A 13,605-nucleotide genomic window follows, 5' to 3' on the forward strand; every position below is an offset into this window, starting at 1 on the left:
AGGGCTCCATTCGGCAGTCTGGGACCACCCTACGGCGGGTTGTGCCGGCGGCAGCCGGCGACGGATTTTTATCAACTGGACTGATCAGGGACAATTGAACTGATGGCCGAGTTTCAGATGTCCCGTATCGACCTGCGTAACCGTGCGCTGAATGCCGCGCAGTTGCGATCCGCGCTGCCCCGCGGCGGAGTCGATGTGGACGCAATTGTGCCCAAGGTCCGCCCGATCGTGGAGGCCGTCGCCGAGCACGGCGCGAAGGCCGCGCTGGACTACGGTCATACCTTCGACGGCATCCGTCCCGACACCGTGCGGGTGCCCGCGGACCGACTCGCTGCGGCCCTTGCCGACCTCGACCCCGATGTTCGCGCCGCACTGCAGGTCGCGATCGACCGGGCCCGCATGGTGCACGCCGATCAGCGCCGCACCGACACCACCACCACGCTGGCGCCTGGTGCCACCGTCACCGAACGTTGGGTCCCGGTCGAGCGCGTCGGACTGTACGTCCCCGGCGGCAACGCCGTGTACCCGTCGAGTGTCGTGATGAACGTGGTGCCCGCGCAGACCGCCGGTGTTGATTCGCTGGTGATCGCCAGCCCACCGCAGGCCGAATTCGACGGGCTGCCGCACCCGACCATCCTGGCCGCTGCGGCGCTGCTCGGCGTCGAAGAGGTGTGGGCTGTCGGCGGCGCACAGGCCGTAGCGCTGCTGGCCTACGGCGGCATCGACACCGATGGCACGGAGTTGGCCCCCGTCGACATGATCACCGGCCCCGGCAACATCTACGTGACCGCGGCCAAGCGGATCTGCCGCTCGCAGGTCGGCATCGATGCCGAGGCCGGACCGACCGAGATTGCCATCCTGGCCGACGACACGGCCGATCCGGTGCACGTCGCCGCCGACCTGATCAGCCAGGCCGAGCACGACGAGATGGCGGCCAGTGTGCTGGTCACCGACAGCGAGGCACTGGCCGCGGCCACCGACCGCGAGCTCGCCCGCCAGTTGGAGACCACCGTGCACGTCGAGCGCGTCAAGGCCGCGCTCTCCGGCAAGCAGTCGGCGATCGTGCTCGTCGACGATATCGATGCCGGCGTGCGGGTGGTGAACGCCTACGCCGCCGAGCACCTGGAGATCCAGACCGAAGACGCGCCTGCGGTGGCTGGCCGGATTCGTTCTGCCGGAGCCATTTTCGTGGGCGCCTGGTCTCCGGTCAGCCTCGGTGACTACTGCGCCGGCTCCAACCACGTGCTGCCGACCGCGGGCTGCGCCCGACACTCCAGCGGACTGTCCGTGCAGACGTTCCTGCGCGGCATCCACGTCGTCGAGTACGACGAGGCCGCACTCAAAGATGTGTCTGGCCATGTGATCACGCTGTCCAAGGCAGAAAACCTGCCCTCGCACGGCGAGGCGGTCCGACGGAGGTTCGAACGGTGAGCGCACAGGATGTGACGCTGGCCGATCTGCCGCTGCGCGAAAACCTGCGCGGGAAATCGCCCTACGGGGCACCGCAATTGGTGGTTCCGGTGCGGCTCAATACCAACGAGAACCCGCACCCGCCGACCCAGGCCCTCATCGACGACGTCGCCGCATCGGTCCGCGACGCCGCGGCCGAGCTCCACCGTTATCCCGACCGGGATTCGGTTCAGTTGCGCACCGATCTGGCCGCCTATCTCACGGCGGCCACCGGCGTGCCGCTCACCGTCGACAACCTGTGGGCGGCGAACGGTTCCAACGAGATCCTGCAGCAGCTTCTGCAGGCGTTCGGTGGACCGGGGCGCACCGCAATCGGTTTCGTGCCGTCCTACTCGATGCACCCGATCATCTCCGATGGCACCCAGACCGAGTGGCTGCAGGCGGCCCGCGCCGCGGATTTCGGGCTCGACATCGATGTGGCGGTGGCCGCGGTCGAGGAGCGCACACCCGACGTGGTGTTCGTGGCGAGCCCCAACAACCCGTCGGGCCAGAGCGTCTCGATCGAGGACCTGCGCCGGCTGCTGCAAGCGATGCCGGGTGGGATCTTGATCGTCGACGAGGCCTACGGTGAGTTCTCCTCGCAGCCCAGTGCGGTCACACTGATCGACGAGTTCCCGGCCAAGCTGATCGTCACCCGCACGATGAGCAAGGCGTTCGCGTTCGCCGGCGGACGGCTCGGCTACCTGGCCGCCGCACCCGCCGTGATCGACGCGTTGCTGCTCGTGCGTCTGCCGTATCACCTGTCGGTCCTCACCCAGGCGGCCGCGTGCGCAGCACTGCGTCATGCCGATGACACCCTGGCCAGCGTCGCGACCCTGGCCGCCGAACGTGACCGGGTGAGCGCCGAACTGACCCGCCTCGGGTACCGCGTGATCCCCAGCGACGCGAACTTCGTGTTGTTCGGCGATTTCACCGATGCGCCGGCGACGTGGCAGCGCTACCTGGACAAGGGAATTCTGATCCGCGATGTCGGTATCCCTGGCTTCCTGCGCACCACGATCGGTCTGGCCGAGGAAAACGACGCATTCCTGGCCGCCAGCGCCGATCTGGCTGCCACCGAACTTCAGCCCGCCAACAGCCCGGTAGGAGCATCGTGACCCGTCGCGCGAAAGTCGAACGCAAGACCAGGGAATCCGACATCACCGTCGAGATCGATCTCGACGGCACCGGTGTCGTCGACATCGACACCGGTGTGCCCTTCTTCGACCACATGCTGACCGCACTGGGCACCCACGCCAGCTTCGATCTCACCGTGCACGCCAAGGGCGACATCGAGATCGAGGGGCACCACACGATCGAGGACACCGCGATCGTGCTGGGCCAGGCACTCGGCCAGGCGCTCGGTGACAAGAAGGGCATCCGGCGGTTCGGTGACGCGTTCATCCCGATGGACGAGTCCCTCGCGCACGCCGCGGTCGACGTGTCCGGCCGGCCGTACTTCGTGCACACCGGCGAACCGGAGTTCATGGTGGAATTCACCATCGCCGGATCGCAGGCGCCGTACCACACCGTGATCAACCGGCACGTGTTCGAATCACTGGCGTTCAACGCCCGCATCGCGTTGCATGTGCGCACGCTCTACGGTCGCGACCCGCACCACATCACCGAGGCGCAGTACAAGGCCGTGGCCCGCGCGTTGCGCCAGGCCGTCGAGTACGACGCCCGGGTGACCGGCGTTCCGTCGACCAAAGGCACTCTGTGACCAAGAAAGTCATCGTTCTCGACTACGGATCGGGCAATCTCCGCTCGGCTCAGCGTGCGCTGGAGCGGGTCGGCGCGGACGTGGAAGTCACGGCCGATCCGGGCGCTGCCGCGGCAGCCGACGGTCTGGTGGTGCCCGGTGTCGGTGCCTTCGAGGCCTGCATGACCGGACTCCGGGCGATCGGCGGCGAGAAGATCATCGCCGACCGCCTGCAGCACGGTCGTCCGGTGCTGGGGGTCTGCGTCGGCATGCAGATCCTGTTCGCCCGCGGCGTGGAGTTCGGCGTGGAGTCCACCGGGTGCGGGCAGTGGCCAGGCTCGGTGACCCGACTGGACGCGCCGGTGATCCCGCACATGGGCTGGAATGTCGTCGATGCTGCGGCCGGCAGCACCCTGTTCAAGGGACTCGACGCCGCCACGCGCTTCTATTTCGTGCATTCGTACGCCGCTCAGGAGTGGTCTGGTAATCCGGACGCACGCGCCACCTGGGCGACGCATCACGTGCCGTTCATCGCCGCCGTCGAAGACGGCGCGTTGTCGGCTACGCAATTTCATCCGGAGAAGAGCGGCGACGCCGGTGCGACGCTTCTCGCGAATTGGGTTGAGGGACTGTGAGTTTGATTCTGTTGCCGGCTGTCGATGTGGTGGACGGCAAGGCGGTGCGTCTGGTGCAGGGCAAGGCCGGCAGTGAGACCGATTACGGCTCGGCACTGGAAGCTGCGGAGGCCTGGCAGCGCGACGGCGCCGAGTGGATCCACCTGGTGGACCTGGACGCCGCCTTCGGGCGCGGCAGCAACCGCGAACTGCTGGCCGATCTGGTCGGCAAGCTCGACGTGAAAGTCGAACTGTCCGGCGGGATTCGCGATGACGACTCGCTCAAAGCGGCCATGGACACCGGTTGTGCACGGGTCAACATCGGCACCGCGGCGCTGGAAAGCCCCGAGTGGTGCCGCCGGGCCATCGCCGAGTACGGCGACCGGGTCGCGGTCGGGCTGGACGTCCAGTTCGAGAACGACAGCTGGCGGTTGCGTGGCCGCGGCTGGGAAACCGATGGTGGCGACCTGTGGGAGGTCTTGGATCGCCTTGACCGCGAAGGGTGCTCGCGCTACGTCGTCACCGACGTCACCAAGGATGGCACCCTGACCGGGCCCAACTTGGAACTGTTGGCCGCGGTGGCCGACCGCACCGACGCCCCGGTGATCGCCTCGGGCGGGGTGTCCAGCCTGGAAGACCTCCGGGCAATCGCCACCCTGACCGGCCACGGTGTCGAGGGCGCGATCGTCGGGAAGGCGCTCTACGCCGAACGATTCACTCTGCCGCAGGCACTGGCCGCGGTCAGCGGATAAGCGAGGTGGGTGAGCTGGATTCGTCGAAGCTGGCCGCACTGGTTGCTGCGGCCGCCGAGATTCTCGACGCGGCGTCCGTGCCGTTCATCGCCGGGCACCGCGCGGATTCGGCTGTCACCAAGCAGGGCAACGACTTTGCCACCGAGGTCGATCTGGCGATCGAGCGGCAGGTGGTGCGGGCACTGACCGAGGCCACCGGTATCGGGGTCCACGGTGAGGAATTCGGTGGTGAGCCCATCGATTCACCGCTGGTGTGGGTGCTCGACCCGATCGACGGCACGTTCAACTACGCGGCAGGGTCGCCGATGGCGGCCATCCTGCTCGGACTGTTGGCCGATGGCGAGCCGGTGGCCGGCCTGACCTGGCTGCCGTTCACCGGACAGCGGTATTCGGCGCTGGCCGGGGGACCGGTGCGGGACAACGGAACCGCGCTGCCGCCGCTGGGGTCGCCGACGTTGACCGATTCGATCGTCGGGATCCAGACCTTCAACATCGACTCTCGCGGCCGGTTCCCCGGCCGCTACCGCGTCGAGGTGCTGTCCAACCTCAGCCGGGTGTGCTCGCGGGTGCGGATGCACGGCGCCACCGGGGTGGACCTGGCCTACGTCGCGGCCGGGATCCTGGGCGGGGCCATCAGTTTCGGGCACCACATCTGGGACCATGCGGCCGGTGTGGCGCTGGTCCGGGCCGCCGGCGGCATCGTGACCGACCTGGCCGGCGATCCGTGGACGGCCGAGTCGAAGTCGGCGCTGGCCGCCGCACCCGGCGTGCACGAACGCATGCTGGAACTCGTCAAATCTGCTGGCAATCCGGAGGACTACCTGTGAGCACCATCAGTGACGTCGCGACGAGGGTGATCCCGTGCCTCGACGTCGACGCCGGCCGGGTGGTCAAGGGTGTCAACTTCGAAAACCTGCGCGATGCGGGCGATCCCGTGGAACTCGCGGCCGTTTACGACGCCGAGGGCGCCGATGAACTGACCTTCCTCGATGTGACCGCGTCCTCGTCGGGCCGGTCCACCATGCTCGAGGTGGTCAAGCGCACCGCCGAGCAGGTGTTCATCCCGCTGACCGTCGGTGGCGGTGTGCGTGCGGTCGAGGACGTCGACGTGCTGCTGCGTGCCGGCGCCGACAAGGTGTCGGTCAACACCGCCGCGATCGCCCGGCCCGAACTGCTGGCCGAGATGGCCCGCCAGTTCGGTTCGCAGTGCATCGTGCTCAGCGTCGACGCGCGCACCGTGCCCGCCGGTGACCAGCCCACCCCCTCGGGGTGGGAGGTGACCACTCACGGCGGGCGCCGCGGCACCGGCATCGATGCCATCGAATGGGCCGCCCGCGGTGCCGAACTCGGCGTCGGGGAGATCCTGCTCAACTCGATGGACCGCGACGGAACCAAGGCCGGGTTCGACCTGCCGATGCTGCGTGCCGTGCGCGCGGCAGTGGGCGTCCCGGTGATCGCCAGTGGTGGTGCCGGTGCGGTCGCTGATTTCGCTCCCGCCGTGCAGGCCGGTGCGGATGCGGTGCTGGCTGCCAGTGTGTTCCATTTCGGCGAGATGACCATCGGTCAGGTGAAGGCTGCGATGGCGGCCGAAGGAATCGTGGTGCGGTAATGCCTCTCGATCCCGACATCGCCAAGCGCCTCAAGCGCAACGCCGACGGGCTGTTCAGCGCCGTGGCGCAGGAGCGTTCCACCGGCCAGGTGCTGATGGTCGCCTGGATGGACGACGACGCACTGGCCCGCACACTGGAAACCCGTGAGGCCACGTATTTTTCGCGGTCCCGCGGCGAGCAGTGGGTCAAGGGCCTGACTTCCGGTCACACCCAGTACGTGCACTCGGTTCGCCTGGACTGCGACGGCGACACGGTGTTGCTGGAGGTCGACCAGATCGGCCCCGCCTGCCACACCGGGGCGCACACGTGCTTCGATGCGGACGTGCTTTTGCCGCCCGTGGACTGACTGCCGCGGCATTACCGTGGAGCGATGGGAGATTGGTCGCAGTCACTGGTTGATGTCGAGGTGTCCGCCGAGGACGCACCCGAGTTGGGTGCCCGCCTGACCCGGTGGCTCATCGACACCGGGGTGATCAGTGCCGAGCAAACCGACTGCGTACTCGGGACGCCACTCGGTCACCCACCCGGACCGAAGTATGGCCACGCCATCGGCGGCACCGAACCGGCACCGGTGCTCTGGACGAACGGAGCTGCCATCAGCGTCGGCCGGGTGGTGTCTTACAGCTATGAGCCTGAAGTATTGACTTGCCGGCCCTGCGGGCACCGGGAGTTGCCGGCACCGGATGGTCAGAATTGGCAGGCGGCATTCGCTGCCATCGGTGATTGGGCGGATGGTGGTGTCGGTGCGATGCCGTGCCCGTCCTGTGGTGCGGCCAACGACGTCAACGGGTGGGACTGGGAGCCGACCTGGGGATTCGGCCTGCTGACCATGGAAGTCTGGAATTGGAATCCGTTGGCGCCCGAGTTCATCGCCGAGGTCAGCAGATTTCTCGGGCACCGGGTCGTCTACACCAACTTCAAACTCTGAGCGGGCGTTGCGGTCATCGGCTTGTCGGTGCGGTATCGCACAATAACGGGGTGACTGACAGCGCTGGGCCGGCCCACGGCGATTCTGCCGAAGCCCGCAAAGCGCGCGGTGCGTTCTTCACACCGGCTCAGATCACCGATTACCTCGCCCAATGGGCCGTGCGTTCCGCCGATGAGCGCGTCCTGGAGCCCTCGGCCGGAGACGCCGCATTCCTGGTGGCCGCTACTCGCCGACTCCAGCAGCTCGATGTCGAGCATCCCGAACTCGACGGCATCGAGATTCACCGGAGCAGCGCCACCACCGCGCGCCGCCGCGTCAGCGAGGCCGGGGGACGGGCCCGCATAAAGACATCCGACTTCTTCGATGTCGAGCCGCGTGCTGAGTACACCGCGGTGATCGGCAATCCGCCCTACATCCGCTACCAGGATTTCCGGGGTGCCACCCGGGCGCAGTCGCGCCGGGCCGCGCTCAAGGCCGGGGTGACGTTGTCGGGACTGGCCTCGAGCTGGGCCGCGTTCACCGTGCACGCTGCGTTGTTCCTGCAGCCGGGAGGACGCCTGGCCCTGGTGCTGCCCGCGGAGCTGCTGAGTGTCAACTATGCGGCGGCGGTGCGGAAGTTTCTGTTCGACCGGTTCGCCAGCGTCGAGTTGGTGATGTTCGACGAGCAGGTGTTTCCCGAGGCCGAAGCCGATGTGGTGCTGCTGCTGGCCGACGGCTATGGCGGCGGCCCGACCAGCCACGCCGTCATCCACCGGGCTCGCAACGCCAGTTCCTTGACATCCGAACTCGCACAACGTCGTTGGTCACCGCGCGATCCGGCCGACAAATGGGTCAGTGGACTGATCGGCAACGCACCGGTCGACGCGCTCCACGGTCTGCACGACGCGGGTCACTTCTCCATGCTGGAAACCTGGGGTGACACGACGCTGGGCATGGTGACCGGCAACAACGGCTTCTTCGCGCTGTCCCCGGGCCGCGTACGTGAACTCGGTCTGCGCGGTAGCGACCTGTTGCCGTTGTCCCCGCCGGGCAGTGCGCATCTGCGCGGCCTGACGCTGACCGCCGAGCAACTGGCCAAGCTGGGGGAGGACGGCCGGTCCATCCACCTGTTTCGGCCGGCCGGGCAGCCATCGGCCGCCGCGCAGCGCTACATCGATGCCGGGCATGCGGCAGGCGTTCATCTGGCCTACAAATGCCGGGTGCGTCAGCCTTGGTATCTGGTGCCGCTCGTGAACCCGGCCGACCTGCTGTTGACCTGTATGAACGCCGACACCCCGCGGCTGGTCAGCAACCGGGCCAAGGCGCATCATCTCAACTCGGTGCACGGTGTGTATCTGCGCGACGGGCTGCGCACGTTGGGGCGCGACCTGCTCGGGTTGGCCGCGTTGAACTCGGTGACGGTGCTGCATGCCGAAATCGTCGGCCGTTCCTACGGCGGCGGCATCCTCAAGATCGAACCCCGTGAGGCCGACCGTTGGCTCGTGCCCTCACCCGATCTGGTGGCCGGCCGCGCCGATGAGTTGCGAGCCATCAGACGGCGCGTCGGATCGCTGCTGGAGCGCGGCCGTTTGCTCGACGCGACGCGCACCGTCGACGACGCATTGGGGTTGCCGGCCCAGATCGTCTTGGAACCTGTTCGGACGGCGCGCGATTCATTGGCGACCCGTCGGACGGTAAGGTCTCGGCGTGCCCGCTGAACCGTCGACCAAGGCCACGGCGTGGGCCATCTTCGATCGCATCGTGGCCGACGCCGCACCCGGCGGTGTGCACACCAATCCGTGGGTGCGCAGCGCGGGCGCACTGACCTTCGTTCCCGATTTCCGGGTGCTGCGCAAGCTTCTCGGTGTCCCGCTGTTCCTGGACGCGCCGTCCACCACCGGCGTTCCGGCGCTGGCACTGGATGTGTGGCTGGCCTACGAGCTGCGCCGCGCCGGATTCGATCCGGATGCGGTGTGGCCCCGAGCGACGGATCCGCGGATCATGCCCAGCGCTATCTCCAATCTGCTTGAGGCGCTGCCGCAGAAGGAACGCCACCTCATCGAGCAACGGCTCAAGCGGTCGATGAAAGGCGTTGCCGCGTCGAGTGCCAGCGTGCTGGGCAAGCACTACATGAAACAGGTCGACGTGGTGATGTCGGATTGGGATACCGGTCCGGAGTTGCTGATCAGTACCAAACGTATGGATTCCAGCTTCGGCAAGAATGCCGCAAACCGGGTCGAGGAAAGTTACGGCGACGCCAAGAATCTGCGCCTGCGCCACCCGCTTTCGGCGCTCGGATTCGTCTACGGCCTGCGGTCGACGATCCTGAGCACCGAGCCGGACAAGGCCGAGTGGCTCATCGATCTGCTGGGCAAGCTCGGCACCGAGGACGACGCCTACCACGCGGTGGCACTGGTGATGATCGACTACGACTCTGAGGTGGCCGAGTCCGCGGACGAGGAAGTCGACAGCATCGAAAAAGCCGAGCCGGATGCGCTGTTCGAGATCGTCGACGTCGCCACGGCAGCCGTCGACGAGGCGCTGGCGGCACTGCCCGACATCGCGATCCGGCATGACGCGGTGCCGCCCGAGCTCCAACCTTCGCGCTTTCTGGCGACCATGGTCAACCGCGTCATCGACACCACACCGGTGACCCGGCATCGTGAGGCCCGCCGGCGTCGCAATACGCCGGCCGACGCCTGAGCAGCCCTACAGCACCCGCGAGCTGGCCTTGGCCCGCGCACTCCACCGGCCGTCCTGATACCCCACCACCACGGGGTGCTCGAAAGCTTCGCTGACGTGTTCGGTGTTGACGACGTCGCGGGCCGCGCCGCTGGCCACCGTACGGCCGTGGGCGATCAACAGCGCGTGCGTGGTACTGGTGGGCAGCTCCTCGAGGTGGTGGGTGACCAGGATCGAGGCCATGTCCGGGTGCGAGTCATCCAGGGTGTCAAGGGTTTCCAGTAACTGCTCGCGGGCCGCGACGTCCAGACCGGTAGTGGGTTCGTCGAGCAGGAGCAGCTGTGGATCGGCGATCAATGCCCGTGCGATCAAGGTGCGGCCGCGCTCGCCCTGGGACAGCGTGGGCCAGATCGCGTCGGCCCGCGCCGACAGCCCCACGGTGTCGATCAGTTCCTCGGCCCGGCGGGCCTGCTCTGCGGTCGGCGTCCAGTGCGCGGCGATGTCGATCGTGGCGGTGATGCCGGTGAGCACCACCTCGCGCACGGTCAACGGGTATTGCAGCCGATGCCGGGGATTCACGTGGCCGATGGAGCGGCGCAGCACGGCCAGGTCGGTGCGGCCCATCTGGCCGCCGAGCACGTGCACGGTGCCTGAGGTCGGAAAGGTCACGGCGGCACAGAAACCCAGCAGCGTGCTCTTGCCGGCGCCATTGGGGCCCAACAGCGCCCAGTGCTCACCGGATTGCACCGTCAGGGAGATGCCGTCGATGATCTGCTTGCCGTCGCGGCGGAACGTCACATCGGCGATGTCGAGGACCGGGGTCATGCGAAAGACTCCTTCAATGAGCTCAAATGGGTTCTGCTGGCCGCCGCAGCTGCCTCGGGATCTCGGGCGACGATCGCGTCGGCCAACTGCTGGTGCAGGTCGTGATCGCAAGGTTCGGACGCGATCGGCCGGATCTTGAGCATGTCGATCATCGCCAGCCGCAGCCGCGGCAGGAAGGCATCGAACAACTGGATCAGCACCTCGTTGTGGGACGCGGCGATCACCGTGCGGTGAAACGCCATGTCCGCGTCGACGTGGTCGGGTACCGACTGTCCGGTGACCCCGCGGGCAGCCAGGGTGCGACGGATCGCGCGCAGATCGGCTGGGGTACGCCGGGCCGCGGCGAGCGCGGCGGCTTCGGCCTCGATGGCGATGCGTGCCTCGATGACCGAGACGATGGTGGCCCGGCGCAGCACGGTATCCCAGTCTTCGGCGGCGTCGAGTGCCGTGACGAATACGCCGGCACCCTGGCGGCTCTCCAACACGCCCTTGCCGGACAGTTCGCGGATGGCTTCGCGCAGGGTGGAGCGGCCTACGCCGAGCTGTGCGGCCAGGGTCGTCTCGCCCGGAAGCCGATGTCCGAGTGGCCATTCGCCCTGGCGGATGCGCGTCAGCAGAAGCTGGGCGGTCTGGGCCGCCAGCGGGTGACGCTGAACTTGGGACGTCATCGAAACCTGTCTACTTGTCTGAGGAGTTGTGTATAGTCTACCCATCATGACGCGCGCCCTCCTCCTTAGCCGCCGCGGCGGGGCCTGAATCGACCGGCCCCCTGCCGTGGGGCTGTGTCGCGCCGGTCGAACTCCAATCCGACCGAAGGCACCCTCATGACCACTTTCGTATTTCCCACCATCAACACCCCGGCCGGCGAGATCCCGGCCACTGCACCGGCCTGGAATCGGCAGCGGCACTCGCAAATGCCGTCGCACCGTTACGCCAGTGTCTATGACCGTGTCGAAGTTCGACTGGCTCAACGTGATTGGCCCACCGCCCGGATCGAACGCGCGCCGCTGTGGGTGCCGGTGGATCTGCGTGACGGCAATCAGGCGCTGGCCGAGCCGATGGACCCGGCCCGCAAGCGCCGCTTCTTCGAGCTGCTGGTGGCCATGGGCTACAAGGAGATCGAGGTCGGGTATCCGTCCGCCTCGCAGACCGATTTCGACTTCGTCCGACTGCTGGCCGAGTCCGACATCGCCCCGCCGGATGTCACCATCGTCGTGTTCGTCCCGGCGCGCCGCGACCTGATCCAACGAACCGTGGACTCGGTGCGCGGCATCAGCAACGACGTCGTCATCCACATGTACACCGCGACCGCTCCGACCTGGCGCGATGTCGTGCTGGGCAAGGCCAGAGGCGAGCTGAGCCAGCTCATCTATGCCGGTGCGCGTGACGTCCTCGAGTTCACCGACGATATGCCGAACGTGCGGTTCGAGTTCTCCCCGGAGGTGTTCAACCTCACCGAGCCCGACTACGTACTGGAGTTGTGCGACGCGGTCACCGAACTGTGGCACGCCACCCCGGGACGCCCGGTCATCCTGAACCTGCCGGCCACCGTCGAGATCGCCACCCCGAACGTCTATGCCGACCAGATTGAGTACATGCATCGCAACCTGACCCGCCGCGACAGCGTCATCCTCTCGGTGCATCCGCACAACGACCGGGGAACCGGCATCGCCTGCGCCGAGCTCGCGGTGCTGGCCGGTGCGCAGCGGGTGGAGGGCTGCGTCTTCGGCAACGGCGAACGCACCGGCAACGTCGACATCGCCACCCTGGCGCTGAATCTGCATGCCCAGGGTGTGGATCCGATGATCGACTTCTCCGACATCGACGAGATCGCGCGCACGGTCAGCCACTGCACCCGCATGCCGATCCACGAACGCCATCCCTATGTCGGGGACATGGTGCACACCGCGTTCTCCGGGACTCACCAGGATGCGATCAAGAAGGGCTTCGCCGAACATCGCCGGCGGGCCGCGGACACCGGACAGCCGGAAAACGAAATCGATTGGCGGGTACCGTATCTGCCGATCGATCCGGCCGACATCGGCCGCACCTATGACGCGGTGATCAGGGTGAACTCCCAGTCCGGCAAGGGTGGCATCGCCTATCTGCTGGCCACGGATTACGGGCTGGAGCTGCCTCGTCGGCTGCAGATCGACTTCGCCCGTCACGTCCAGGCCCACACCGACGAAAGCGGCGCGGAGGTGACTGCCGCCGAACTGTTCGACCTGTTCGAGGCGACCTATCTGGAGCCGACCGGGCCGGTGCAACTCAAGGACTGGCACACCGGCGGCGACGGCGCGGCCGCGGTCACCGACCTGACGTTGGTGTTCGACGGCAGCACGGTCACCAGTAGCCATCGCGGCATCGGCCCGGTGGATGCACTGCGGGCCGCGCTCGCCGAGATCGGCCATCCGGTCGAGGTGTTGAGCCTGACCCAACAGTCGATCGGCAGCACCGCCGTCAGCTACCTGGAGTACCGGTCGCCCAGTCGCACCGGATGGGCGTGCGGGCGCAGCGATTCGGTGCTCGCAGCGTCGATGGCGGCGGTGCTGCGGGCGGTCAACGCGCCTTGAGCACTTCCAGTGCCTTGTCGGCGTGGGTGTCCATGCTGATCTCGCTGGCAATCACCGCGAGCACGGTGCGGTCGGTATCGATGACGAACGTGGTCCGCTTGACCGGCATGAGCTTGCCGAGCAGGCCACGCTTCACCCCGAACTGGGCCGCCACCTTGCCGTCGGCATCCGAGAGCAACGGATAGTCGAAACTCTGGATGTCGGCGAACTTGGCCTGCTTGGCGACGGGGTCAGTGCTGATGCCGACCCGGTTCGCCCCGGCGGCGGCGAACTCGCCGGCCAGATCCCGGAAGTGACAGGCCTCCTTGGTGCACCCCGGCGTCATCGCCGCCGGGTAGAAGAACAGCACCACGGGGCCGTCGGCGAGCAGGCTCGTCAGGCTGCGAATCGTGCCGGTCTGGTCGGGGAGCTCGAAGTCGGGAACGGTGTCACCGGTCCTGATCTGTGTCATGGTCGCTCACGCTACGCCGTCTGCATGCCGGTCCTGCTCG

At 67.4% G+C, this 13,605-nt stretch carries 15 protein-coding genes; 12 read left to right on the top strand and 3 right to left on the bottom strand.

The features are described from left to right. The first annotated feature begins 102 nt into the window (after window positions 1-102). The 11 genes from hisD to AC4LGL_RS13760 are packed head-to-tail and all read left to right on the top strand — an operon-like array spanning window position 103 to window position 9,737. Window positions 103-1,431 (top strand): histidinol dehydrogenase, encoded by a 1,329-nt coding sequence (gene hisD, locus AC4LGL_RS13710; RefSeq protein WP_491839158.1) that lies wholly within the window; start codon window positions 103-105, stop codon window positions 1,429-1,431. Continuing rightward, the gene (locus tag AC4LGL_RS13715) at window positions 1,428-2,567 is read left to right on the top strand and encodes a histidinol-phosphate transaminase (protein WP_491839159.1); all 1,140 of its coding nucleotides are present in this window, start codon (window positions 1,428-1,430) and stop codon (window positions 2,565-2,567) included. The genes hisD and AC4LGL_RS13715 overlap by 4 nt, the downstream gene beginning before the upstream one ends. Beyond that, entirely contained in the window at window positions 2,564-3,172 is a 609-nt protein-coding gene (hisB, locus tag AC4LGL_RS13720; RefSeq protein WP_491839160.1) for an imidazoleglycerol-phosphate dehydratase HisB, read from the top strand. Before AC4LGL_RS13715 ends, hisB begins: the two co-directional genes overlap by 4 nt. Next, the gene (hisH, locus tag AC4LGL_RS13725; RefSeq protein ID WP_491839161.1) at window positions 3,169-3,786 is read left to right on the top strand and encodes an imidazole glycerol phosphate synthase subunit HisH; all 618 of its coding nucleotides are present in this window, start codon (window positions 3,169-3,171) and stop codon (window positions 3,784-3,786) included. Before hisB ends, hisH begins: the two co-directional genes overlap by 4 nt. After that, entirely contained in the window at window positions 3,783-4,517 is a 735-nt protein-coding gene (priA, locus tag AC4LGL_RS13730) for a bifunctional 1-(5-phosphoribosyl)-5-((5-phosphoribosylamino)methylideneamino)imidazole-4-carboxamide isomerase/phosphoribosylanthranilate isomerase PriA (RefSeq protein WP_491839162.1), read from the top strand. The genes hisH and priA overlap by 4 nt, the downstream gene beginning before the upstream one ends. Then, window positions 4,514-5,344 (top strand): inositol monophosphatase family protein, encoded by an 831-nt coding sequence (locus AC4LGL_RS13735; protein ID WP_491839364.1) that lies wholly within the window; start codon window positions 4,514-4,516, stop codon window positions 5,342-5,344. The genes priA and AC4LGL_RS13735 overlap by 4 nt, the downstream gene beginning before the upstream one ends. After that, window positions 5,341-6,126, top strand: a complete 786-nt coding sequence (gene hisF / locus AC4LGL_RS13740; RefSeq protein WP_064887215.1) for an imidazole glycerol phosphate synthase subunit HisF — start codon at window positions 5,341-5,343, stop codon at window positions 6,124-6,126. Before AC4LGL_RS13735 ends, hisF begins: the two co-directional genes overlap by 4 nt. After that, entirely contained in the window at window positions 6,126-6,473 is a 348-nt protein-coding gene (hisI, locus tag AC4LGL_RS13745) for a phosphoribosyl-AMP cyclohydrolase (protein ID WP_491839163.1), read from the top strand. The genes hisF and hisI overlap by 1 nt, the downstream gene beginning before the upstream one ends. Window positions 6,474-6,497: 24 nt before the next feature. Continuing rightward, the gene (locus tag AC4LGL_RS13750) at window positions 6,498-7,055 is read left to right on the top strand and encodes a hypothetical protein (RefSeq protein WP_491839164.1); all 558 of its coding nucleotides are present in this window, start codon (window positions 6,498-6,500) and stop codon (window positions 7,053-7,055) included. A gap of 50 nt (window positions 7,056-7,105) precedes the next feature. Continuing rightward, entirely contained in the window at window positions 7,106-8,752 is a 1,647-nt protein-coding gene (locus AC4LGL_RS13755) for an N-6 DNA methylase (RefSeq protein WP_491839165.1), read from the top strand. Then, on the top strand, window positions 8,742-9,737 hold the full coding sequence (locus tag AC4LGL_RS13760) for a hypothetical protein (protein ID WP_491839166.1): 996 nt from the start codon (window positions 8,742-8,744) through the stop codon (window positions 9,735-9,737). Before AC4LGL_RS13755 ends, AC4LGL_RS13760 begins: the two co-directional genes overlap by 11 nt. A 6-nt stretch (window positions 9,738-9,743) precedes the next feature. Here the strand turns inward: AC4LGL_RS13760 and AC4LGL_RS13765 are convergent, their stop codons facing one another. Both AC4LGL_RS13765 and AC4LGL_RS13770 read right to left on the bottom strand, forming a co-directional pair. After that, window positions 9,744-10,541, bottom strand: a complete 798-nt coding sequence (locus AC4LGL_RS13765) for an ABC transporter ATP-binding protein (RefSeq protein ID WP_491839167.1) — start codon at window positions 10,539-10,541, stop codon at window positions 9,744-9,746. Then, window positions 10,538-11,209: a FadR/GntR family transcriptional regulator gene (locus tag AC4LGL_RS13770; protein ID WP_491839168.1), complete on the bottom strand. Its 672-nt coding sequence runs from the start codon at window positions 11,207-11,209 to the stop codon at window positions 10,538-10,540. The genes AC4LGL_RS13765 and AC4LGL_RS13770 overlap by 4 nt, the downstream gene beginning before the upstream one ends. A 156-nt stretch (window positions 11,210-11,365) precedes the next feature. On the opposite strand from AC4LGL_RS13770, the gene AC4LGL_RS13775 reads away from it, so the two are divergent. Beyond that, window positions 11,366-13,114, top strand: a complete 1,749-nt coding sequence (locus AC4LGL_RS13775) for a 2-isopropylmalate synthase (RefSeq protein ID WP_491839169.1) — start codon at window positions 11,366-11,368, stop codon at window positions 13,112-13,114. Here the strand turns inward: AC4LGL_RS13775 and AC4LGL_RS13780 are convergent. Beyond that, complete coding sequence (locus tag AC4LGL_RS13780; RefSeq protein WP_055113906.1) at window positions 13,101-13,565, bottom strand: peroxiredoxin; 465 nt, start codon at window positions 13,563-13,565, stop codon at window positions 13,101-13,103. The genes AC4LGL_RS13775 and AC4LGL_RS13780 overlap by 14 nt on opposite strands. Window positions 13,566-13,605: the final 40 nt, after the last annotated feature.

Source organism: Mycolicibacterium arcueilense (assembly GCF_058536225.1).

Coding starts and splice junctions, on each gene's coding strand:
- hisD (WP_491839158.1), top strand. CDS start 103: ATGGCCGAGTTTCAGATGTCCCGTATCGACCTGCGTAACCGTGCGCTG.
- hisI (WP_491839163.1), top strand. CDS start 6,126: ATGCCTCTCGATCCCGACATCGCCAAGCGCCTCAAGCGCAACGCCGAC.
- AC4LGL_RS13750 (WP_491839164.1), top strand. CDS start 6,498: ATGGGAGATTGGTCGCAGTCACTGGTTGATGTCGAGGTGTCCGCCGAG.
- AC4LGL_RS13765 (WP_491839167.1), bottom strand. CDS start 10,541: ATGACCCCGGTCCTCGACATCGCCGATGTGACGTTCCGCCGCGACGGC.
- AC4LGL_RS13770 (WP_491839168.1), bottom strand. CDS start 11,209: ATGACGTCCCAAGTTCAGCGTCACCCGCTGGCGGCCCAGACCGCCCAG.
- AC4LGL_RS13775 (WP_491839169.1), top strand. CDS start 11,366: ATGACCACTTTCGTATTTCCCACCATCAACACCCCGGCCGGCGAGATC.
- AC4LGL_RS13780 (WP_055113906.1), bottom strand. CDS start 13,565: ATGACACAGATCAGGACCGGTGACACCGTTCCCGACTTCGAGCTCCCC.